We start from the raw sequence: 23,089 nt of genomic DNA, 5'->3' as shown, positions 1-23,089 counted from the left end.
CTCAATCCTTGTTGCCCGAATAATAACTAGATTTATAGTTAGGTTTTGCTACTAAATAATTTCTATATTCATTAGGGGAACCTTGCTCATTGTTTTCTGCAGCTTTAACGATATTGTACATTTCTCTCGCTGAAACATAGTGTAGTACAAACTTTTCACCATCGTTGTAATGTTGCTGCAAATATTGGCACATATCTTCGAATGACTTACCAAGCAAAGCTTCTTGAGACTCTTCTTGTGTGCCATGGGTGTGAATTTTAATAAATCGCCATTCTGGTTTACCTTTAACATGGATTGCACTATCAACCCACAAATCAACTCGTTCAGGAGTTGCAGGCATACTGCCGCGAACATCTGCATTTTCTATTTGTGGAAATACGCCTTTCTTTCGATGTTTCCAATTAAGACCTAATGGGCCGGTTATTAGCATTAGATCGCCGCTTTCGGTTTTATTAACGGCTACAGGCGTACCTCTGTCATGTGACTTAGGTTGGCCAATGATATCAGTCGCATAATAAATCTCATTAGCTAGCGCTGGTTGAGTGTCACTTGGTGCGGATGGGAATGTCATATCAACAAAACAACCCGTATCCTTAAGAATGACCAATTCATTATTGACACCACACATTGTACCGTCTGGTCTTGAGTTATTTAAGCACCAATTGCCATGAATAAAAGCGTATTGTAGTTTTTTTCCTTCATCATCATAAGTAAAGGCGCCATGATCATTGTGCAAAGTTTGAGTAAAGCTCAACAGTGTCTGCGTTAAATTTTCTTCAGTATCGTTGTGATGATGCAAATGTACTTCAATTTCACCAAGTCCTTGGCAACATAAATCTGCAATTTTATCTAAATGTTCAAAACGATATTCTTCTTCAGGATAGAAAAAGCTATGTATTGGATGAACTCCATCAGCATCCTTGTATTTTGTTGCCACCTTCGGGTAATTAATATGCCAGTCATCGACGCGTTTCCGCTCTTGCTCAATACTGATATCTTTACCCCATTGCGGTTCAAAATGATCGACAAAACAAAACATTAAGTGAACTGGCTGCTGTGTAGTTTTTTTTACCAATAACTTACGTTTAAGATAATGTGGTAACCACAGATGTAGATTTTTTTTAACTATGATCGCTCCGATCAATATAATCGATACTAATATTAGCATCATGATAAACCAGCCAATCATCGTTCTGTCCTTTGCCAACTGCCAGTCGCTTTACCTTTGCAAAATTGAACGAAGCCTAACAATAAAGCCCAGTTCATTAATACAAAAAAGCTAACAAAATTAAATAAAGTATTTGACTTTTCTTGGACTCGGCCTAGAAAAGCAATGAAGTAAAACGCAACTTGTAAACAGAATATTATCTGATACGGTAATTGGTCGAGTAAAAATAGATTGCTAAACAAAGCTAAGCACATAAAATGTGGGGTAAGCCATCGGCATACCTTATGACTTATATAGCTAAAACAACGCCAACCTCTTAATGGGTTTAATAGCCATAAGTTTCGCCTTAACGCCTGGTAATTTCCCATACCAATACGAATGCGCCTATGTTTCTCATCATTGGCATTATTTGCAGTAGGTTCAAATGCACAAGCTTGCGGCTGATAGATTACTCGGGCTCCTTGTTTACTCACATTGACGGCAATTTGAAAATCGTCAGTAATGGTATTCCCCGCTGGTGGTATATATAAAGACCTACGAATTGCGTAAATCGCCCCATTGGCCCCTAGTAATGCATTAATTCTAGATTCATGAAATTTTAGCATTTGCTCATATCGCCAATAAATGCCGTCCTTATTATCGCTGTCTTGGGGATCGCTCAATCTTAATTCACCGCAAACGGCACCTATTTTTTCACTGTTAAAAGGCGTAACCAATTGTTGTATAACATCGGTTGAAAAGTGGCTATTAGCGTCACTAAAAACAATAATATCGGAACATGATTTTTCAACTAAGTCATTGAGTACGTTCGTTTTACCTCTATTTTCCGGAAACAGGTGAATATGTAGTTGGGGATGTTCGAATTTCTCTAAAATAGCATTGGTATCGTCGCTACTGCCATCTGAGCCAATGTATATATTTAGCAACTCTGCTGGATAGTCCATGGAAAGTAGGTTTTCTATGCGTTCAGCAACGCAGTCTTGTTCATTGTAAGCAGATATAATCACTGCGACTGATGGTTGCTCTTGAATACTTTGGCGTCGTCTTTGCTGCTTATTCAATAAAAAATAGCTGTCACTAATGGTTTGGTAAACAGCGCTAATAATAAATAATAAAAATGGATAAATTACATAGCTATAGATAATAACGGCAATACTTAATAGAAGGATAAAAGTCATTTTAATCCTGCTGCTTGGTATTTTGGGGAATAAATGGAGTGTTCTTTGCCGGAATTCCGAGGGCCTTACAATTATCATCAATAGACTTAGTGACTACCGCATTAGCACCAATCAGAACGTTATTACCAACAGATAGTTGACCAAATATTTTGGCTCCGCTGCCAATAAATATATTATTACCTAACGTTGGAGAGTGGCCTTTATTGTCACCGATGACTACCGAACTCTCTAACGTAATATTTGTGCCGCCGCATACCTTTGAGTTAATAACGATGCTACAAGGATGCATTATAACGAAGCCATCACCGAAAGATGTTTTAATACCTATAACACAGGCATTTAAGCACTTATTTAACCACTGAAATAAATACGCCAAAGGTGTTAATTTTGATTTATGGCACCAGCTCATCATACGATACAAAATCATCGCTGATGAACCATCACTTAGCAATATCCTCAATAAGCTAACATTCCAGCCATCTTGCAAGAATATTTCTTGTTTGCGCTTAAAGTCAGCCCGAATTCTTTTCATTATCTATTAGTCCAAGTAATTGCTGGGCGTTATGAATCCATTGTCTTTGTTCAATAATGTAGTTTTTAGCATTATCGCCTACGCGTTGGTGCTCGTCATGTTTTTCACTCAATGACAAAACTTTTTCAATACAAGCTTCTCTATCATTGGCACTAAATAGCCAACTGGTTAGATCATTGGTAACAACTTCAGCAATAGGCGCGAAATCGGGTGCTACCATTCCTTTCCCCATAGCCATAAATTCAAAAAGCTTCATCGGTGAGCCGTATAAATTTGAATCGGGTAAGATACCATAATCCATTAACGCTATATGAGCGGCTATCTGTTGATGATCTACTCTGCCAGTAAATATCACTTGATCGCTAACATTGGCAGCGTTAACCGCGTCTTTTACTTTTTCTAAGCACACGCCATCGCCCACCAAAAGCAAGCTTAAATTTGGATGTTGTTTTAATTTCGGAGAAATTAAATCCATAAACCAATCGATACCATGCCAATGAACAAATGCGCCGACATAGCCTAAAACAGTTTTGTTTTCTAATTGGTATTTGGATTTTAATTGAGCAACTTGCTGCTCATCCGTCACAAACAAATCTAAGTCAACAGAGTTCGGAGTGACAACTGAATTGCTAATATGTTGGTAATTCTGTTTGGCGATATTTTCAAAATAACTAGAAATAAACACTAAGCCGGTGGCGTTTTGAAATAGCCATGATTCTATTTTCTTAGAAAAGCTCTTAAAAAATAATGGTCTTACTCGCTCTACAAGCACCGAATCGTTAATTTCCAAAATGATTGGAATGTTTTTCTTCCTAGCAAGCCACACTGTGGCAAACATAAACAAAGAGTATCGCTCATAAATACAATCAACTTTATTATTTCTTACGTAGGAAGAAATCCGCAATAACGCAAAGATATTGTATAAAAACTCTATTATTTCAAAGGCAAACTCAGGTAGAAACTTTGTTAGCTCTGACAGCCACTTAAAAGCTGAGTTCTTTTTTGTTGGAGATTTAGTTGCTTCTGTTTTTTTCTGAGTATGTTCAGGATCGCTACCTGGAAAACTAAGAATACTAACGTTATGATTTAATTGACGAAGGCCTTTTACAACACCCCGAATATGAACACCTTCAGCTCCTTCACCTCTAGTCCTATGATGGTAAAGAATATTCACACGCGTTACTGCCTTTTAATTTATTATTTTATATACTAATTATTAGCAGTAGATAAAATAAATAGCAATAATATTAACTAAGTTCAGGCTGTATTTTAACGTTAAATCTAAGAAATGTAATTTGATGAATTACAAACTGCATATTAAAGTTGGAAAATTCAGTGTTTAATTAACTATATTAGGAAGTAAACGTTATGTTACTGTTAAGTTTACATATTAATTAGCCAATAATTTAAGAATTATTTTTACGAGAAAATAATGGATTTCAATAAATACCAATTCAGGGAGTTAAATAACAGAAGTGAGATAAATGGCTTCCTTAAGAAATGGGAAGAATCACTTTCAACTAAAGAACCTTTGAGAATACAGCAGCACCCAAGCCAAATTTCAAAACTGTCGAACTTAACATTGTTTACAATTTCCAAAAATGACGTAATACAATGTATAATCCCCTGTTTGGTAGAAAGCAGAGGTATCGGTGTTAAATTGGGTTTATTTAAAATTTTCTCGATTAAAGTAAATTCTTTGCGACTGATCGGAGATGACCTAATATTTGAGTGTCATTCTGGTATAAAAGATTGCATTGAAATATTTTTAAACCACTTATCTAACTCACCAGAATATGACTGTCTTGTTGTAGAGTCTATAAGAGAAACATCTGAACTATTCCAAATACTGAAAAAAACGCCCTCATACTTCGTTTCACATGCAGAGAACAATAATATAGTACGCCAATTGACACTCAATTCTAATCACGATGAATACCTTTCCAACATTAAACGTAAAGTAAGGTATAACCTTAAAAGAACAGTTAAATTGTTTACTGAAAATTTTGGAAATAATGTTGAATTAGTTGAATATACAACGCCAGATCAAGTAAACGATTTATTAAACCAAGTTGATATAATTTACAATAAGAGTTGGCAGAAAAACATTAAAGGCGAATTAGAGAGAAATTCAAATCGGTCAGTATTACAACGGCAGTCTCAAGCTAAGAATGCTTGGCTGCGATCCTATGTATTGTTTTGTGAAAACAAACCAATAGCTTTTGTATTAGGCACACAATTTAATGGTTTATATGATTATGAAGAAACTGGTTATGATCCTAAATATGCAAATTTTAGCCCAGGAACAGTAATGAACTATATGATTATTCAGAGGTTATTTGAGTTCAATAAGCCAGACATCATTGATTTTGGTTTTGGTGAAAATACATACAAAAAAGTATTTGGTAATCATGCCTATACGGCATTTAACATGACTGCAGCTAAAACTAAAGGAAAGCTGCATGCAGCCTTAATTATTCAGCAGTTATTAAATAAATGTTACCATTCTATTAGATCTTATCTAATAAAGTGGAAACTAGACACTAAAGTTCGTAATCTAATTAAGAGAAAAACCTAGAGTGACTATCAAAAATAAGGTTATTTATTCATTAAAGTGGGTAGTAATTGGTAAGGTTTTTATTCAATTAATCAGGTGGGGCGTCACTTTTTGGACGGTCAGAATGTTAACGCCTGAAGATTACGGGCTTGTTGGCTTATCAGATTTCTTTTTGAGCTTCTTGTGGATGTTTGCTGTATCGGGAAGTGGTGCAGCCATTATACAATCTCAGACAAACAGTAAGGAATCACTAAGAGGTTTTTTTACTGCTATTTTAATTATGAACAGTATTTTTTGCTTACTGTTATTAGCAAGCTCTGGCTTTATTGCTAGTATTTATCAAAAGCCTGAAATTGAAAGTATAATTAACATATCAGCGTTTGCGTTTTTAATTGTAACTTTTCAAATAATCCCATCTGCACTAATTTCGCAATCAATGGATTTTAAAAAATCTACTTTTGTCGAGGTTGGTTCGCAATTCCTGTCTTCAATCTCAATTTTATATATGGCTTATTCTGGCTTTGGCTTTTGGTCACTAGTCTACGGGGAACTTATATTATTAACAATATCTGCCATTGCCTTTAACATTATATCACCTATAAAAGTAATGCCAGGACTGTCTTTTAAAGAAGCAAAAAAATTGGTTGTTTTTGGTAGCAAAGTATCGATATCAAGCATTATTTCTCATTTTAATCATAAAGTAGATATTGCTATTGCTGGTTTGATATTAACAGCAACGGAATTAGGTCAGTATCAGATAGCCTTAATTATTGCAGCTATTCCTCTGCAGAAAATAATACCTTCTTTAAAAAGAGTTGCATTCCCAGCATTCGCCAAAATACAGGATGATAAAAAAAGTGCCATATATTATTTACTAAAGAGTCAAAAAATAGGTGCCTATATTGTTTTTCCTATATTTTTGGGGATATCTATAAGCGCAGAGCTTTTTGTGCCAGTTATTTTGGGTGAGAATTGGCTGCAATCAATAGTGCCTATAATGATAGTAAGTTTAGTAATGCCATTTAGGTTTTGCAGAGAAATGTTCTCTCCACTTATAAACGGTTTAGGTAATCCTGGACTACTATTAAATTGCTCAATAATAAGCCTTATCGTTACGGTTTTTGGAGTTTACGTAGGAATGCAGTTTGGTGTTATTGGGATCAGTTATGCAATATTATTCATAGGTATTTTAATTTTCTTTATATCGACGACACTATATTGTAGGTATATTGAATTACCCTACCAAATATATTTGTTTACTTTTAGGAGACCGCTCATACACAGCGCTATTATGCTGCTCACTGTTTCAATAACTAAACAAGTATCAAGTCAGTATAGTGACTCATATACACAACTGTTCTTTTGTCTTTTCGCTGGTTTGCTTTCTTATTTAACGACAATTTTTATTTTTGACAAAAATATTATTATAGAAATAAAAACACTTTTAAAAAAATAAATAACTAATTATGCATAACAAATTAAACACACTCGAACAAAACTCAATATTTGGCTTTTTCTTCCTTTACTTATATACATTGTCAGTATTAGTTAGACCCCATGAAATGTTTTTAATAAGTGAAGAATGGATAGTCATTCAAATATTCGCAATTCTAGGTTTTCTAGGAATGATAATAGGACAAAGGCCATTAAAACTAACTAACCAACACTACATGTTAATAGCTATGCTCCCACTCATAGTGTTCTCTGGATTAATTAATGGATCAGGTTTTTATGGTGTAGAACAGGCACAAAGGTTACTTATAAGCTCAATTTTACCGCTAATTTTATACACAAACTTGCTGTCGACAGCGAATAGACAACGCCATTTAATGTTTATATGTATACTAGCCTCAGTGCTTATGGTTCATAACGGCTATAGCCAACACGTAAACTATGATTATGATATTAAGATGGGCGAAGGTTGGGCTGGTTCATTTTCTGTTGGTCGCGAAGAAATGAGAATTACCTATTTAGGATTTTTCAATGATCCTAATGATCTAGGTATGTTTTTAGTGATGAACATTCCTTTTTTAGCTTACTTTTATTCTGAAAGTGGTGGACTAATAAAAAAGCTCATCGTAATAACAGCCTTTGCCTTTATTCTTTATGGGATATACATTACTGGTTCTAGGGGGACATTACTTGGTGCTTTAGGTGTAATCAGCCTTTATTTTTTCCTAAAACGTGCAGGCATTAAACTTGTTATATTTGCGATAGTTATGGCTCCTATAGCAGGCACTTTGATTATGAGTTTTGGTGGGCTTTCCTCTGCAGACTCCTCTGCAGATGGTCGTTTACAAGCATGGTATGACGGTATCTGGATGTTACTATATAACCCCGTTTTCGGTGTAGGCATGGGTAATTTCCTCGAAGAACATGGCTTAGTGGCTCATAATTCATATATACATGTTGCTAGTGAACTTGGGATTATAGGTTATTCTTTGTGGGGGGGGGCACTGACTTTAACAACCTTTACTGCTTATAACATAATGAAGTCCACAGAAAGCTTGATAGGTAATAGTGAGAGTAATAAAAGTTCACTTATTGGTGAATTGAAAATTCATAATACGCTTTTTTTCTCTCTAATTGGATATTTAGTAACAGCTTTTTTTCTTAGCCGTATGTTTACGCTTTTATTATTTATTTTTTTAGGCATGACAATCGCTTCGCATTTGCGTTTAATGAGAATATGCCCTGAATTAAAAGAGATATATAATATTAATATAACGATAAAGAGTATGATTTCTGCTTGGGTAATAATAGTACTTGTTTATATCGCACTTAAAATTGGGTTGTAATTGAGGTTATATTTATGAAGCTATTAGATGTAATAAATGAACGTTCAAATAACTTTAATTTAATCCGAATGTCAGCTGCTTTATTGGTAATCGTTGGCCATAGTTACGCACTTGCTTTAGGTAGCAGAGGCCTAGGGCCAGTCAAAGACCTATTGGGCATAAGTCTAGGTACCATTGCAGTGGATATATTTTTCATTACAAGCGGCTTATTGGTAACAAAAAGTTTACTACAAAGATCAAGTTTGAAGATCTTTATTATTTCTCGCGTGTTACGTATATTCCCTGCATTACTAATATCTGTGCTATTTTGCGTGGTAATAGGGGCAATATTTTCCACATTCCCCTTAAGAGAATACATTACTCACCCTGAGTTCTTAAGTTTCATCATTTATAACTCATCAATTGTAATAGCCGATTTTCAAGAGCTACCGGGAGTATTTTATAACGCACCTCTTGATAGGAGTGTTAACGGCTCTTTATGGACCCTACCATGGGAGTTACGTATGTATATTATTCTAATATTTGTTGGGATAACTTTAAGTGTTATAAAAAAATTAAAGTTATCATTTGATATCACAACTTATTTAATTATTTCTATAGCCATTTTATGTACTATTTTACATATTTATTTTTATTACTCGGAGGACTATCATTGGTTTTATAATAAATTTGTTAGGTTTACTTCTTCTTTCTTTATAGGGGCTTCGCTATATATTTTAAAGAGTCATATTGTCTTAAACACTAAAACAATATATTTGATTTCAGCTGCACTTATAGTTTCTTTATGGTTGGGTAAAAATGCCTTTTTTGTCTTTTATACATTAAGTATTCCATACTTGGTATTGTGTGCCGCTTATATGCCTAAAGGTAAAATACTTAATTATAATAATTTAGGTGATTTATCATATGGTACATATATATATGCGTGGCCTGTCCAGCAAGCTTTGGCAATTTCATTTGTCGGGATTACACCTAATCAGATGTCACTATTAACTATTTTAATTGTACTTTTTTTATCTATGTTTTCTTGGTACTTTATAGAAAGGCCAAGCCTAAATCTAAAGCGATTTTTTGTTTAAATTCGGACGCTACCTTTTAAGAAATGAACTCAGTTAATTTTTTGAAACTTTCCATGTAAGTTTTAGTTAGCTTTTGACTCAAAAGTTCTAAATCTTCGTTGGAAGTCGAAGTAGCAATTTTGACTGCAGAGACAAGTTCTTCAGGATTAATACCCTTAGGCATATGAGGTAAATCCCAAGTTTTCATATAATTAATTTGTTTTCTTAATTTAGGTAATAAAGCAACACGTGGAACAGCGAAAGACATAGAAGTGATTAAGCCATGTAAACTTGTTCCGCAATAGCATGATGAATTACGAATGATATTCATCAAATCAAAAATACTTCCATCTAAGTAACTGTCATAAATAACATTTGAATTTAGCATAGACATGATATTTTTGACGCCTGCTATATCATTATGACCGGCAGCTTTTCCTATAGCGACAAAAAGAACTGGCAACTGAAGCTCTTCATAAAGTTTTTCAATTTCTCTGGCAAATTTTTCGGTATTGCCTTTAACATGAGCTTGAGATATTTGAAAGACAATAAACCCATGTTTAAACTTATTAAGGATTGAATGTGTCGAACTAGATGTCTTTTCAGTTAGTTCTTCTACACTTATATAAGTCGACATCACAGTAGCTGAGTCTGGCGCAATTTCAACAGATGGTACGCTTATATTTTGTAGGTTTTTTTGAGAAAAATGATCCCTAACGGTCACATAATCAGCATTATTTATCATTTCACTTAAATAGGCTATATCTTTTGTATCTTTTAAGTTTGAAACACTAGTTGCTCCAACAGAATTATAGATGATTCTTCTATTTTCTCCGGCATCTTTTTTGTTTAAATTAAAAGGAAAACAAGAAGTTAATCCTACTTTTCTTGATACAAGATAGTCAGTTAACTTAGGCAAGCGCCAAGTCAATCGTTCATATAGTGGATGAATTGTTGTTGGTAGTAAATACCCGTATGCAGACTGCCAATTGCATGCAACTATATCACCACCAGCTAAAATGATTGCAGCATCTTTTTTTGCTCTTTTTAGTGCTTTATTTATTGATATAGTTTTTGGAGCTCCAAACTCAGATAAATCACTGTCTATTAAGCCCGAAACCTCGACTCGTTTTTCTGGGTATTCTCGATTAATAACTCTCTGCATTATTAATGGAAATAATAAATCGCCGTAATTATGACGATCAAATGCGCCATATAAAATAATATCATTCATAACATTCCAATATTTAGCTGTTAATAGTTTAAAAAGTAAGTAAGCTATTGATTACTACGTTTAATTTCTTGAAGCTTTTTCCAAATCAAGTTAGGGACCACTTTTAGCAACGCCCCTTTAAGCAAAGAGTTTACACTTTTCTTAGTTTTATGAGCACGTATAAATGTATTGCCTGCTAAGTTATATAACCCCGAAAAAATATAAGATTTAGCATAACGAATATGAAGTTGTTGTTTAATCAGCGACCAATCGGCATTTTGATTATGCTGCAACGCTATTTCTTCAATCTTATTTAAACACACTATTTCAGCCTCGTGCATTTTTTCATCATTTAACGAATAATTATCGCCATGAAATACATGAACAGCTAAATGTTCGGGTACAAAATCAAATTCGCATACTAATGCTAATTTTAACCACAAATGCCAGTCATCAACTCCCATTAAGACTATGTCATCATCAAAACCACCGACTTGTTCTATGACCGATTTTCTCACCATAGCAGTACAACAGGTAAACATATTTTGCTGCACAAGCTTATCGAAAACATTGCCTCTAAACTTATTATCAAAACTAGGACTTGAAAGTTTGTCATGCAAAACGTAATCCACAGTAGCGCCGGTGTAGACTAAACCAGTATTAGGATTAGAAAAAAGCGGAAGCTGTTTTGATAGTTTTGTCGGTAGCCATAAATCGTCTTGATCACAAAAAGCGATAAAGTCACCCTTTGCATTTTCAATTCCATAGTTACGGGCATTAGCAACACCGCCGTTTACTTTAGAGTACGGTTTTATTCTAGAGTCTTGCGTTGCGAGATTGGCGATTAAGGATTCAGAACTATCAGTAGAGCCGTCATCAATTAACAGTAATTCTAAATTGTAGTGATCTTGACTTAATATTGTCTCGACGGTCTTAGTTAAATACTTAGTACCATTGTATACAGGAACAACTACTGAAATTAACTGCGACACAAAAAATCCTTAATTTGTTACGTTGACTTACCATTTATTTCTAAACGTTTATTATCCTTACCTAGCAACAGGTAAAAATCAATAAAATCGATTAATAACCTATGGTCAATATTACTGACCTCTACACTTGGCGTCGGAAAGACTTTTATGTCACTTGAAATTGAACTATCAATAACACCGCTTATATTACCTGAAGTGCGTTTAACATATTATAAACTATACTAATTTTTAGCAGATAATAAAAAAATAGCAATATGAATATGATTAATGTAATCATATTTCTGGCCGACATAATGACACGGTTCGTGAGCTACAAGATAGCCCAGAACAGGAAACATAATTTCTTTTCTTGTTTAGACGGCGATAAACCGAATCAATTAAATCATGACACTACGTTATGATCTAACTTAGCGTTCTAAATTTAAAGTTGGCATCAAGCCATATCGGAATCATGACCTCCAGAATTTCTATAGAGAGGTTATGATCATCATGAAATAAAATTATCTCGCCATTTTTCAGCGGTTGATTTTTCAATCTATTTATTAGGGAGTTTATTGAAGACTTTTGATAATCATTTGAGTCTAAACTCCAATGAATGGCTCTTATTTTAGATATAAAGCAATAAAATAAAATAAAAATCGTCCATTTACCGCGAGGGACTCTAAATAGCTTTTTGTTAAAAGCTTTTAATGAATCTATAAGTTTATTAGTCTGTTCAACTTCGATTACTTGTTGCTTAAAAGATAATGATGGAAACTCTTTATGTGTAAGTGAGTGGTTACCAATCGAATGGCCATTATCTACGACTGATTTGGCTATTTCAGGGTGTTTTTCAATATTACTACCAATCATAAAAAATGTGGCTTTGATATTATACTTACTAAGTAATGAAAGCAGTTGTTCAGTGACAATTGGTGTTGGACCATCGTCAAAAGTTAAATAAATATCTTTACTCGCACGAGACTCTTTGAAGGCTAAAATTTTATTTGGGATAAAATATTTGATAACGGAACTTGTCATTACATTATCCCCTCTGTAAATAATTGATTTAATTCATGTTGGTTTGTCTGCCATGAATATTTTTCACTTAATTTTTGAATTGCTTTTTTATCCCATTGCTTTGAAAGTGCTTGTTCAATAGCCAGAGTTAAAGGTTCGATGGTTTTTGGTTGAACTAAAATACCATTTACACCGTCCTCGATTATCTCAGGGATCCCTCCCACATCAGTCGCGACAAAAGGAGTTCCAGCCGCCATCGCTTCTAATAATACATTCGGTACACCTTCATGGTAACTAGGCAATGCGAGCAAGCTTGCGCTAGCAATATATTTTGCTACTTCATCGTGAGGTAGAGAGCCGAGCAAGGTCACTTTTGGTTCATAATTATGTTGTTCGATAAGATTATTCATTTCTTTATCCATTGGGCCAGAACCAATGAATATTAATTGATAATTGCTATGCGCTTTATCTATTAATGTAAAAGCTTTTATTAACTCGATTACTCCTTTATCATTTTTTAAATTACCGACAAATAAAATGTAAGGTTTTTCTTGGGATGTTACCGGTAACGCACTGAATTTATTGTGGTCAACGCCATTATAGATAGTTCGAATTTTATCTTTGTTAATACCTAGAGCAACCATCTTATTGGTTAATGCTTTAGATACCGAAACAATTCCTTTTGCCTTTTTTGAAGATCTTATTATGGCGTTTGCTATCGGTAAATTCTGGCTACCTAAGTTGATATCACTGCCATGAACTTTAAAATAAAAAGAGCTATTTAATAATTTACTTAACCAGCTGGCTACCACTGAGTCTGGATATGCCCAGCTGGAAAAAATAATTTTGGGGTTAATTTTTTTTAGCCAAAAGTAAGAAGTGAATAACAGTGATAAAAACATGAATGCGGAATAAAATCTTCGGCCGACTTTAGGCGTGTAAAAGTAAGGGACGTATCGAAGTTTTTCGTTGTTTATTATTTGCTTTCTATTTTTAAACCAAGCGGTAAAAGCAACTGGGACAAGTATGTGTACGTCATACAGATCTTTTAATAAGCCAAACTGTTTAAAATTAAATGTTGCCCTATTAGGCTCCCAAGGCAATGGGTATAAGTTCGATATGATCACCATTGGATCTTTTGCTTTGTTATTCGTCATTAATGATGTCTTTACTCTGTTTTTATCGCCAATGTTGCTACAACAGGGTGATGATCACCACCTACGTCGTTAAGCACATCAGAAGAAACTGCGTCGTATATTTTGGTAAATAATATATGGTCAATTCGAATACCGTGCCATTTAGTAAATTTAGTATAATTGAATCCTGAACTTGATACATCAATGGCATTTTCAAGCGTGTTAAAGTTTTGATGATAAATATTTTCATCAATTGGCATATTAAAATCGCCAGCTAGAACAACATTATCATACTTATTTACCCAGGCTTTCACCACTCCAGCTTCAATTGTTCTATTGTCATCTACTTCCTTTATTATGCTGGTATCAAAATCAGCGTATAGTAAACCCGTTAATGCGCTGCGCGGGGTATCTAAATGAATGTTAGCAAAGTTTACTTTATTATCATTAATAATTATTGAATGCGACAGCAAAAACACTCCCCAGCCACCTAATGAATTTCTTTGTAAACTAGTGTCTTTTTCAAGAGGGTAGCGGCTTAGAGTACATAAATGCCCAGAACATGATACGTTCCAGTCATCTTCGAAAAAATCGGTTATTCGCTGCTTATTGGCTTCCTGTAGCGCTACTATATCAGGCTTTATTTTTATTAAATGGTTTTGTAATTCCTCTAGTTTACCTCCACCTCCTAAGTTCGCACTAAGTATAGTTAAGGATTGCTTTGAACTATGGTCGAGAATATTTATATTGGATAGATTGAACCCTAAAAAAGATAAGGAAAAAAGCGTAAATATGCCGCTCAAGACACGTTTCTTTCGCGACAACTGCTTCCAAAAAAACACTAAAAGTATAGGCAAAAATAGGCACCACCAACGTGGCGCAAAAATTATTGCATACTTAAATAAGATTAATGAAGAGTTGTTTTGCCAATATGGTAAAAAAATAATGACTATAAACATGCAGCAAAACAGGTTAAAAATAAAATTGCTGCACCTTAACTTATTTATCTTGAGACTAAATTTCACAAATAGTTACTCGATGTTTGCCACTTACAGTCAACGGAATACTATTGACAAAGTTAAAGTGAATTGTTAACTGGTTATCATCATATTTGTGGATTTCATTTTCGATGAAAGTTTTATCATTGTCATTAAATTTTGCTGAAACAACTAGATTGATAGTGATAGAGTCGATTGTTTTTTGAATCACTTGAAACTTGAGTATGCTCTTAACCTCTTTCAATAAGTGCGGAAACAATTCTCCAGGAATAATATTGCCCGATGGGCACTTGATGATATCGAGCTTTCTACCGGAAATTTTCTTTAAAACAGGAAGAGGGTTTGCACAAGCACAAGGTTTATCAGTTAAGCTTCCAGTATCTCCGGTCACATATCTAATTAAAGGCATGCCATAATTAGATAAGTCTGTGATCACAATGTCGCCAATGTCATTTTGGATCCTTTTACCATCATGGTTAATGGTTTCAACCAATAAATGGTCACTGTTGATGTGTAAACTATTATTCTCTTTACAGACTGCCGCAATGAGCATAAATTCTCGACAGCCGTAGGTATTATATACAGGTGCTTTAAATGCCTTTTCAATCGTTTCTTTTTGAAAGTCTAGTAGCGCTTCTGCACCTGTTAAAATTGATTTTGGCGAATGAACGGTAATCTTTTCACGAATAATATAGCGCGCAAGTTCATAGACTGGAGTTGTGTAGCAAACTAAAGCTTCAGGTTGGTATTGATTAATTTCATCAATATAACCCATCATGTTTTTATCACACATTGTAAACGTATTTAATATTTTTCGATTATAAAAACGATGATAAAGTTGTTCTTTCCATTTTCTTAATAGCGACTCTTCCCCAACGCCGGTGCCCCATAAAAACAATGCTTTGGCTCCTAAGCCCGCTCCAAGCCAATTGTAGCCTCGCCACATTATTGCCTGACGTTTTTCATTACTTAAATAGTCTAGTTCGAAATGAAATGGTTGTCCTGTAGAGCCACCCGTGGACTTTTTAATATTTGCTTTGTTTGATGTGTTGTAAACCAGTTGCGAAAAGTGGTTGGTTACGTCGTTTTTTGTTAGTACAGGTAATGCATTAAAGTCTTCCATTGATTTGATTTCATCAATATTAGTAATGCCATGCTTTAGCCATAAGTTTTTATAGTAGGGGATATTGTTCCAGCAATGCTTCAATAAACGAGTCAGTTGCTTCCATTGGTAATATTCTAACTCTTTTTTTGACCAAGTCAGCCTTTTTTCTGCACTTTGATATTCATCTAATAAAGGCGTACTTTTTACTACCTTACAGTAGAAAGGGAATAAAAAGCGGTTAAAAATAATACCGTATATATTTTTCATCAATATACCATTGAGGATGTGAAAGAATAAATTTTCGTGGTTCTAAAAAACAAAATAACACTAATTCCTGAAATTTAATTGTCGCTACAGACTTTTTTTGATACAGAAAAAGGCGACTCTATTGTTTTAATGAATCCAATCTGCTTAGAAGATACCTTATTATTAGTTCTCATTCGAGCTATCTTCAAAAATGTAGAATGAAACAGATTTCATATCTTGCTGTAACTAATCTCATAGGTTCCTCATAATCCTCGGTTCTTGAATTTATATAAAAGTCTTAGTTGGTACTTTGAATGTCTATATAATTAAGGGGCTATTTATAATGTTCTTTAAGCTTAATGACCAACAACTTCAGCGTGTAAAGCAAATTATAGGCGTTTTTTCTATGCAAAGTTGCGTTATACATAGACTCACTTTGGTTACAAAGTTGCTCTTTGTAGCTATCTTTTTGAGATCCTTTCATAAAGTCATAAAATGCAATATTACCCTTTTTGAATTGCTCAATTAGCAAAAAGTGCAATAATTTACCCGGAGAAATGTTAGGGGAAAATGTTTGATCAAAGCCGCCTTGATAAAAACTAACCGTTTGTTGGTTTCGAAAACCGTAAAATGCTGCAATCGGCTTTTCATCGATTATCATCACATAAAGCTCTAAATAATTTTTCTGTAGTGCTATTTTGCAAAATCTTTGATGAAATCTAATAAACTTTTCTTCGCAAAATACACCTGGCTTACCATTTTTTTGCCAACGAAGCTGATGTAATTCTATTAATGATTGCCAATGAAGTTCTAATTCTTCTAGTGATGCTGTTGGTTTAATTTGCCCATTTAATTGAATAAACTTTTTCTGATATCGCAACATTGTTTTACTATTTTTCATTGGTGTATTCAATGAGCGCAAATAGCGAGTTCCAGATACAACCTTTCGCTTCATAAATTTAAGAGTCACTTGATCACAAAATTTGGCGATTGTTGAACTTGCTAAAAAATTATAGAAATAACAATGTTGAATTGCAGTATTAGCATTTATATTCTCAGCGATAACTTTAGCGCATTCTTCACCGTCATTAATTGCGCAAATTATGTCAAGGTATTCACTAGCAACCTCTTCATGTTCAGGCTCACCAGTACCGATAAAATATAAACTGTCGTTTTTTAAATAAAATGGTGCAATGGCGATAAGCTGTTGTTGTTTGTAGCAACAAACTACATAAAGTTGGTCATCTGAGTTCGCATAGATTTCCCACCATAAACTGAGCCATTCCCAATATACGGAAAAGCTTAATTGTGGTGCGCTGACTACCAGTTGCTGCCATTGATGTTGCAGCGAAAAGAAGTCATCTAAATTTGTTATTATTTTTAAATTCAAGGTCTTATAATCAATTGATTGCTCTATTAATTCTATACACAAATTTCGTTTTCGTCAGATATATATATAAAAAAACTTAAAAATAATTATTTTGCTCTACAGTTAATAAACAGGTTCAAGGAAGGAGAGCGTTATTTCCTATTTAAAAGTAATTTTTTGGTTAATGTCGGTAGTACTATTTTCTCCGTATATTTTTTCTGCAGAAGAAGGCAAATATGTTGAGTTTAGTGCTAAAAGTGGTGGCTCATATAACACCGCTTTTGTTATCCCTTTTCCGCAACATACCCTGTCTAACAACGATACTCTAATGCTAACTCAAGGTGACAAAATTGTTGAGTTTAGCGCTGAAAGCGTTTTACTTTGGCCTGAATCTGACTCAATTCGAAGCTTGTTAATTAAAGTGCCTAAAGGCATTACTGCTAACGCTGAATATCGATTAGATTGGTCTTCACCTAAACAGCAAAGTATTAAAACGTTCAACGATGATGTAGTTCTTGTAATAGGGATTGAATTACCTAGAAACTGGCTGGCAAATATTCTTTATGCACCTCTATTGGTTGATGATAGAAAGATTGACAATTGGTTTGATAATGCTTACCTCAATTTTTCCAGTTTTGTTACTGATGAAGAGAAAATCAGTGCTAGCAAGCGAAAAATCCCTACTTTAGATACTCCATCGCCTTGGCTGTACGACCGTCCATTTACCTTATATCAGTTGTATTTAAAAACTGGTGATGAATCAATAAAAGTAGAAGCACAACGTGCTGCGCAGTTCTATTTAGGTAATATTAATAACGATGGTTATTTTACCTTGAAAAAGGGGGCAGATTTAAAATATCTAACCTCTCAAGGTTTACTCATGGATTATATATTTAACCCGCGCGCGAGCATACGAAATGTCATCGAAAAGTTTTATCAGAATTCATTAGTATGGCCGACTCAATACAAATTATCTACGAGGTTTTGGACTGAGCGTCATTTATCAATCGCCTTAGCGGCAGCGATTAATTATTGGGAATTGACTTCGTCGAAACAAGCAAAACAGAGAATTAATGATTTAATTTCTGGCACCATGTCGAGTTTATATATGTATAGCGACAAGCAATCCGGGTGTGTTGCTCATCATAGAGGTGCGCATGAAGGTGGAAAAGCTAAAGATTTGGTTTGTTCGCCATGGATGAATGCGCTATTAACGGCGCAACTTTGGCGTTATTATCAATTGACAGGCGATGTCAGCAGTAAGCAATTAATTAAAGCGTTTACTAATCAAGTTATAAATAATGGAACCTATATAGCAAAAGGAAATCATATTGCTGGGTTGACTATTCCTTATTATTTAAGCTTTTTTGAACCATCAATTTACCAAGATGATAATCCGTGGTCAGATATGCACCATGCATGTGATGTCGCGGGAATGGTGGCTACTGGCACATATTTGGCTAAAATAGATAATGAAAATATAGATAATAACTTTTTAATGCTAGATAAATTGCTAACTACCTGTAAAAGATCGATGGGCCTAAAGAAAAATTCGAGTGTATGGCTGATATATCCATTACGAAAATTTAACTGGTGGTTTAATGGCAATGGCAACCTTAACTGGTTGTTACAACAGTCGGGTTATTACTCCAAGTAAATCAGTTGATATTTTTGCGCGCAGTTTTGTAATGAAAATTGCTCTTCTATTTGTTGTTTGGCTTTAGCTGAAAAATCGGTTATCACTTGCGCTTGATTTAGAGAATCAGAAATTATTTGTGCTAAATGACGAATATCATTGTATTCAAATAGCCAGCCGTTAATGCCATCTTTAACCAATTTAGGGTTGCCACCCACATTACTGGCAAAAATTGCGCTGCCGCTGGCCATTGCTTCAATGATAGCGAGTGATAAACCTTCAGTTTCTGAAGTCACGACAAGGACATCTATTTTGCCATAGATATCTCGTCGGTCTTGCACCATACCGTGAAAAACGATATCCATGGTAGCTAGGTTATCAGCGACAAAGCTTTCAAGCTCTCCTTGTCGAGGGCCATCGCCAAAAAAGTTAATGATAAGGCGTTGTTGCTCTTCCATGGTGAGCAAGTTTACAGCTTGTAAAAGACTTATCTGATTTTTAAGATCGATCATACGGCCAACAGAGCCTAAACGTAATTTCCCCTTTGGTTGTGGTGCCTTATCAAATTGAGGTAATTTAATTGCATTATCAATCACCGTCTTGTTTATCTTCGACCAACCATGAATATTCGAAAATATTGCTTTACCTTCATCCGATACAAAAGTCATATGATCAATATACTTCATACACTGGCGATGTATTTTCACCCAGTGCTGTTCGTTAAGTAAAGCTGAGCCATGGCGAGTATAAATAATTTTTTTACGGCTAAGTATAGGAAGGACAGGCACTAGATACTTAAGTACATAGGGAGAATGTATATGTATCACGTCACAGCTGAGTATATAACTTAAGATTTGGAATAACGCAAAAGGCTTAAATTTGCTCACCGTTAATGTTTCAATATTTACTCGATTACACTCATCAATTAGCGCATCATCAGGATTACCAAATGACATTATTTTCGTCGTCAAACCATCATCACTTTGTTGTTGGCATAAATCGATTATAAATCTTTCGGCACCACCAATATTTAAACTGGATGGTAAATGTACAATTGTTAATGAAGGATTATTTGGCATATTAATTTTTTTAGTACTAATCTTGGTTTAAGTATTACAAATATTACTCAAGCTGCAAATAACATTTTGAAACTAAGGCATTCTTTATCAATATATTGGAAATCGTACAGAGCTTATATTTAGGTGGACGTTCTGTACGAATTAAACAAACAGTCAACGGTCTAAGGGCTAATGGTAACCATGTTGTTGTTGCCTCTTTAGCTGAACCTGATAAAAAATTCGATATCGAATCGCTTATTATATTGCCATGTGATGCGAAAATACCATGGCGGATAATTTTAAAATTGGTCAAACTGATAAAACAGCACGATATAGATGTCATCCACGCTCATTGTGAGAAAACACAATTAATCGCAGGTATTGCTGGCTGGTTAACCAAAACACCAATGGTAGCAACTGTTCATCGTTCGAATCTAACGAGATACTTGCCGTCTAGAATTAATAGTTTGGTTAAATTTGTAGCAACTCATTTTGTTGCAGTTTCAAGCGAGCGCTTAATGAGGTTGCATAACCAGCTTAATATTCCATTAGATTGTTTAACAACTATTCATGGTGGTGTTAATCCTAGAGCGTTACCTAATGAATCAATGGTTGCTGAATTAAAACAAAAACTTAATATTGTCGAGAATAAATGCATCTTGTTAAGCCTTGGTCACATGGGAGAAATCAAAGGACATAGTGATACGTTAGATGCGTTGAGCATGATTGATAAAAGCTCTTTCTATCTTTATATCGCCGGCACTGGCAGTACACAAGAGATCGGTTTTATTAAAGACAAAATCGATACCTTAGAATTAGAAGGTAATGTTGAGCTGGTTGGTCAACTTGCAGACGTTAACCCTTGGTTAGATTGCTGCGATATTTTTGTCCAACCATCAAGAGAAGAAGCATTTGGTTTAGTATTCATAGAAAGTGGTTTAGCAGGAAAACCCGTTGTAGCGACTAAAATAGGTGGTATTCAAGACATAGTAATAAATCAGAAAACAGGTATCTTAGTTGATATTCGTCAACCAGCACAATTGGCGGTGGCAATTAAGACATTAATTAATGATCAAAATAAACGTAAACAAATGGGCCTTTCAGGGGCTCATCATATCAACGAACATTTTTTAATTGATGATATGATTTCAGATTATGAGAATTTGTTTATACAAATTACAAAAAGAAAGGTATCTAGATGGAAGCAGTTGTTACAATAATTGTTACTCCTAGAGATCGCTACTCAGGAATTATAGATTGCATTGAAACAATCTATTTGCATACAGAACAAGCGTTCAGGTTAATCATTCTCGATCTTGCCTACCCAACAGCGATTCGCCAGCAAATTGATGCGTTTATAACGACCAAAGATAATGCAGAAGTGTTAACTCTTGGAAAAATTATCCCAATGAAAGCACTTGCCGCTGCTTGTCCTTATATTGAGACTGAAGCTGTAATGCTTTTGGACAACGACTCGCGACTTACTGCTAATTGGTTGCCACCATTATTGGCTTGTCTTGGAAAACATGACGTAGCGGTGGTAAATCCATTGACGCTAGAGACGGAAGGGGTAGATCAAGGAGCCCAATTAAGAAATCATTTATACACCAATGAAATAAGAATAGTCGCTGCTAATGCTGATTATTATCTAATCGAAGATAAACACTATAGACGAGCATTGCCAGATGAAATTCCCAAAGAAGTAAGATCGTCAGACATGTTTGAGCTCCACGGCGTTATGTTTAAAACTAGAGTATTAAAAAAACTAGACTTACCAGAAATGGTAGTACGAGAGCATATTGATATTGGCCTACAATTGAAGAGCATGGGTTATAAAGTGTTATCAGAACCTAAGTCAATAGTGATATTTGATAATTTAGCGACGCGAATGAACTGGTTCGATATGAAATATTTTTTCTATCGCTGGTCAAAGAAACGAGCTTGGTACTCATCTAGGTTATTCGAACAACGCTGGGGATATAAGTTTTACTCTGAACCGGGCGTATATTTATGGATATTTCGCCGAAGTGTTTTTTTATTTTGTCGGTGGTTGTATTTACCTATACCTATTGCTAACTTTATAACGTCGGGGCTAGCGAAGGTACGTAGGATATTCATACCTATATGGGATCCATTGACTGACCCAATTGAACAATCAGTCAATTTCTTTAGCTCTCGTCATTTCAATAAAAATAGTATAGAAGAATAAAATGGAAATTAGTGTCGTAATTCCTTTTTACAACGCCTATGAGTTTTTTGATTCGGCCTATCAGTCAATCAAAGAGCAATCTTATGCGGTGAAGGAGATCATTGTTGTAAATGATGGAAATGGTAAAAAAGCGGATGAATTTTTGGCTCAGTATGAAGATATCATCGTTATTACATTGAATTCCAATCAGGGATCTGCTGTCGCTCGCAATTACGGCATTGAAGCAGCTAATTATCCATGGGTAGCATTTTTGGATGCAGATGATGTTTGGCTTGCGGATAAAGTAGCAATGCAAGTTGAGTTTTTAGAAAAAAATCCTCACTTTGACTCTTGTCATACAGGTGTGCAAATATTCGATCATTCAGGCGTTATTAAAGAATTTGTTGATAAACCATTTGAACTTAAATACACCGATTTAATGCTTGATACTCATATTTTACCGACATCTTGGTTAATCAGTAAAAAAGCTTTGTTGGGGGTAAGCATGTTTGATCCTGACTTTAGAGCAAAGCAAGATCATGAATTATCATTAAGGTTAGCATTAGCTGGCGTTCGTATAGGGTTTATATCTCAACCTCTAATCAAATTACGCCGTATGCAGCACGGAAACACATCATCTAGTGGGCGTAAACTATTCAAAGCGAGTTTGCAATTATTGAGGAAGCATTGGGCTTTATATAAACAACACCCTGAGTTACGCAGAATATTTATCTACACAGCACTTATGACTTCTGGTGGAAAGTGCCCAGGTTTTGAAGGCAAGTTAATGTTTTTTAGCGCGTCTATCTTAAGAAAATTGTTGTGGTCCCAAACGCTAAAACATATTTCCTAGCGACT

The 23,089-nt window shown here is 34.7% G+C and carries 20 protein-coding genes; 8 read left to right on the top strand and 12 right to left on the bottom strand.

All coding sequences use genetic code 11. The annotated features are described in order from the left end of the window. Position 1: 1 nt before the first annotated feature. The 4 genes from LT090_RS15380 to LT090_RS15365 are packed head-to-tail and all read right to left on the bottom strand — an operon-like array spanning position 2 to position 4,052. Entirely contained in the window at positions 2 to 1,189 is a 1,188-nt protein-coding gene (locus LT090_RS15380; RefSeq protein WP_193408708.1) for a hypothetical protein, read from the bottom strand. Then, positions 1,186 to 2,346 carry a glycosyltransferase family 2 protein gene (locus LT090_RS15375; RefSeq protein ID WP_068544428.1) on the bottom strand — a complete coding sequence of 387 codons (1,161 nt, stop codon included), beginning with the start codon at positions 2,344 to 2,346 and terminating at the stop codon, positions 1,186 to 1,188. The genes LT090_RS15380 and LT090_RS15375 overlap by 4 nt, the downstream gene beginning before the upstream one ends. A gap of 1 nt (position 2,347) precedes the next feature. Beyond that, positions 2,348 to 2,878 carry a serine O-acetyltransferase gene (locus tag LT090_RS15370; RefSeq protein WP_068544427.1) on the bottom strand — a complete coding sequence of 177 codons (531 nt, stop codon included), beginning with the start codon at positions 2,876 to 2,878 and terminating at the stop codon, positions 2,348 to 2,350. Beyond that, on the bottom strand, positions 2,859 to 4,052 hold the full coding sequence (locus LT090_RS15365; RefSeq protein WP_068544426.1) for a glycosyltransferase family 4 protein: 1,194 nt from the start codon (positions 4,050 to 4,052) through the stop codon (positions 2,859 to 2,861). Before LT090_RS15365 ends, LT090_RS15370 begins: the two co-directional genes overlap by 20 nt. A gap of 258 nt (positions 4,053 to 4,310) precedes the next feature. Between LT090_RS15365 and LT090_RS15360 the strand changes: the two genes are divergently transcribed. The 4 genes from LT090_RS15360 to LT090_RS15345 are packed head-to-tail and all read left to right on the top strand — an operon-like array spanning position 4,311 to position 9,312. Then, positions 4,311 to 5,456, top strand: coding sequence for a GNAT family N-acetyltransferase (locus tag LT090_RS15360; protein WP_068544425.1), 1,146 nt, complete (start codon positions 4,311 to 4,313; stop codon positions 5,454 to 5,456). Between the two features lies 1 nt (position 5,457). Then, positions 5,458 to 6,891 (top strand): lipopolysaccharide biosynthesis protein, encoded by a 1,434-nt coding sequence (locus LT090_RS15355; RefSeq protein ID WP_068544424.1) that lies wholly within the window; start codon positions 5,458 to 5,460, stop codon positions 6,889 to 6,891. A gap of 10 nt (positions 6,892 to 6,901) precedes the next feature. Further along, positions 6,902 to 8,233, top strand: a complete 1,332-nt coding sequence (locus LT090_RS15350; protein WP_068544423.1) for an O-antigen ligase family protein — start codon at positions 6,902 to 6,904, stop codon at positions 8,231 to 8,233. Between the two features lie 14 nt (positions 8,234 to 8,247). Continuing rightward, complete coding sequence (locus LT090_RS15345; protein WP_068544422.1) at positions 8,248 to 9,312, top strand: acyltransferase family protein; 1,065 nt, start codon at positions 8,248 to 8,250, stop codon at positions 9,310 to 9,312. Positions 9,313 to 9,328: 16 nt separating this feature from the next. Here LT090_RS15345 and LT090_RS15340 read toward each other — a convergent pair whose 3' ends face one another. From LT090_RS15340 to LT090_RS15310, 7 genes are all read right to left on the bottom strand, one after another. Beyond that, positions 9,329 to 10,525, bottom strand: a complete 1,197-nt coding sequence (locus tag LT090_RS15340; RefSeq protein WP_068544421.1) for a polysaccharide pyruvyl transferase family protein — start codon at positions 10,523 to 10,525, stop codon at positions 9,329 to 9,331. Positions 10,526 to 10,569: 44 nt separating this feature from the next. Beyond that, positions 10,570 to 11,496: a glycosyltransferase family 2 protein gene (locus LT090_RS15335; protein WP_068544420.1), complete on the bottom strand. Its 927-nt coding sequence runs from the start codon at positions 11,494 to 11,496 to the stop codon at positions 10,570 to 10,572. A 402-nt stretch (positions 11,497 to 11,898) separates the two neighbouring features. After that, on the bottom strand, positions 11,899 to 12,516 hold the full coding sequence (locus tag LT090_RS15330) for a polysaccharide deacetylase family protein (protein WP_068544419.1): 618 nt from the start codon (positions 12,514 to 12,516) through the stop codon (positions 11,899 to 11,901). Further along, complete coding sequence (locus LT090_RS15325) at positions 12,516 to 13,652, bottom strand: glycosyltransferase family 4 protein (protein WP_068544418.1); 1,137 nt, start codon at positions 13,650 to 13,652, stop codon at positions 12,516 to 12,518. Before LT090_RS15325 ends, LT090_RS15330 begins: the two co-directional genes overlap by 1 nt. A gap of 11 nt (positions 13,653 to 13,663) precedes the next feature. Next, positions 13,664 to 14,434, bottom strand: coding sequence for an endonuclease/exonuclease/phosphatase family protein (locus LT090_RS15320; RefSeq protein ID WP_157726575.1), 771 nt, complete (start codon positions 14,432 to 14,434; stop codon positions 13,664 to 13,666). Between the two features lie 211 nt (positions 14,435 to 14,645). Further along, positions 14,646 to 16,001 (bottom strand): phenylacetate--CoA ligase family protein, encoded by a 1,356-nt coding sequence (locus tag LT090_RS15315; RefSeq protein WP_089152973.1) that lies wholly within the window; start codon positions 15,999 to 16,001, stop codon positions 14,646 to 14,648. Between the two features lie 313 nt (positions 16,002 to 16,314). Next, entirely contained in the window at positions 16,315 to 17,412 is a 1,098-nt protein-coding gene (locus LT090_RS15310) for a GNAT family N-acetyltransferase (RefSeq protein WP_070796010.1), read from the bottom strand. A 121-nt stretch (positions 17,413 to 17,533) separates the two neighbouring features. Here LT090_RS15310 and LT090_RS15305 point away from each other — a divergent pair, with 121 nt between their 5' ends. Then, positions 17,534 to 19,006, top strand: coding sequence for a hypothetical protein (locus LT090_RS15305; protein WP_068544415.1), 1,473 nt, complete (start codon positions 17,534 to 17,536; stop codon positions 19,004 to 19,006). Here LT090_RS15305 and LT090_RS15300 read toward each other — a convergent pair. Beyond that, positions 18,994 to 20,064, bottom strand: a complete 1,071-nt coding sequence (locus LT090_RS15300; protein ID WP_068544414.1) for a glycosyltransferase family 4 protein — start codon at positions 20,062 to 20,064, stop codon at positions 18,994 to 18,996. The two genes, LT090_RS15305 and LT090_RS15300, sit on opposite strands and share 13 nt — an antisense overlap. Before the next feature lie 95 nt (positions 20,065 to 20,159). On the opposite strand from LT090_RS15300, the gene LT090_RS15295 reads away from it, so the two are divergent. Genes LT090_RS15295 through LT090_RS15285 form a run of 3 tightly spaced genes read left to right on the top strand, consistent with a single transcriptional unit; the run spans position 20,160 to position 23,084 of the window. Further along, positions 20,160 to 21,263 (top strand): glycosyltransferase family 4 protein, encoded by a 1,104-nt coding sequence (locus LT090_RS15295; protein WP_068544413.1) that lies wholly within the window; start codon positions 20,160 to 20,162, stop codon positions 21,261 to 21,263. Further along, the gene (locus LT090_RS15290; protein WP_068544412.1) at positions 21,242 to 22,252 is read left to right on the top strand and encodes a glycosyltransferase family 2 protein; all 1,011 of its coding nucleotides are present in this window, start codon (positions 21,242 to 21,244) and stop codon (positions 22,250 to 22,252) included. The genes LT090_RS15295 and LT090_RS15290 overlap by 22 nt, the downstream gene beginning before the upstream one ends. A 1-nt stretch (position 22,253) precedes the next feature. Continuing rightward, positions 22,254 to 23,084 carry a glycosyltransferase family 2 protein gene (locus tag LT090_RS15285; protein WP_068544411.1) on the top strand — a complete coding sequence of 277 codons (831 nt, stop codon included), beginning with the start codon at positions 22,254 to 22,256 and terminating at the stop codon, positions 23,082 to 23,084. The last annotated feature ends 5 nt before the right edge of the window (positions 23,085 to 23,089 follow it).

Source organism: Thalassotalea crassostreae (assembly GCF_001831495.1).
Taxonomy (GTDB): domain Bacteria; phylum Pseudomonadota; class Gammaproteobacteria; order Enterobacterales; family Alteromonadaceae; genus Thalassotalea_A; species Thalassotalea_A crassostreae.
Note: the sequence above shows the minus strand (reverse complement) of the source record. Positions and strands in the feature narration are given on the sequence as shown.

Bases quoted from the DNA above. Each gene is read 5' to 3' on its own strand.
- LT090_RS15380 (WP_193408708.1), bottom strand. From the start codon at position 1,189: ATGATTGGCTGGTTTATCATGATGCTAATATTAGTATCGATTATATTG.
- LT090_RS15375 (WP_068544428.1), bottom strand. From the start codon at position 2,346: ATGACTTTTATCCTTCTATTAAGTATTGCCGTTATTATCTATAGCTAT.
- LT090_RS15370 (WP_068544427.1), bottom strand. From the start codon at position 2,878: ATGAAAAGAATTCGGGCTGACTTTAAGCGCAAACAAGAAATATTCTTG.
- LT090_RS15360 (WP_068544425.1), top strand. From the start codon at position 4,311: ATGGATTTCAATAAATACCAATTCAGGGAGTTAAATAACAGAAGTGAG.
- LT090_RS15350 (WP_068544423.1), top strand. From the start codon at position 6,902: ATGCATAACAAATTAAACACACTCGAACAAAACTCAATATTTGGCTTT.
- LT090_RS15345 (WP_068544422.1), top strand. From the start codon at position 8,248: ATGAAGCTATTAGATGTAATAAATGAACGTTCAAATAACTTTAATTTA.
- LT090_RS15340 (WP_068544421.1), bottom strand. From the start codon at position 10,525: ATGAATGATATTATTTTATATGGCGCATTTGATCGTCATAATTACGGC.
- LT090_RS15330 (WP_068544419.1), bottom strand. From the start codon at position 12,516: ATGACAAGTTCCGTTATCAAATATTTTATCCCAAATAAAATTTTAGCC.
- LT090_RS15325 (WP_068544418.1), bottom strand. From the start codon at position 13,652: ATGACGAATAACAAAGCAAAAGATCCAATGGTGATCATATCGAACTTA.
- LT090_RS15315 (WP_089152973.1), bottom strand. From the start codon at position 16,001: ATGAAAAATATATACGGTATTATTTTTAACCGCTTTTTATTCCCTTTC.
- LT090_RS15305 (WP_068544415.1), top strand. From the start codon at position 17,534: ATGTCGGTAGTACTATTTTCTCCGTATATTTTTTCTGCAGAAGAAGGC.
- LT090_RS15300 (WP_068544414.1), bottom strand. From the start codon at position 20,064: ATGCCAAATAATCCTTCATTAACAATTGTACATTTACCATCCAGTTTA.
- LT090_RS15290 (WP_068544412.1), top strand. From the start codon at position 21,242: ATGGAAGCAGTTGTTACAATAATTGTTACTCCTAGAGATCGCTACTCA.
- LT090_RS15285 (WP_068544411.1), top strand. From the start codon at position 22,254: ATGGAAATTAGTGTCGTAATTCCTTTTTACAACGCCTATGAGTTTTTT.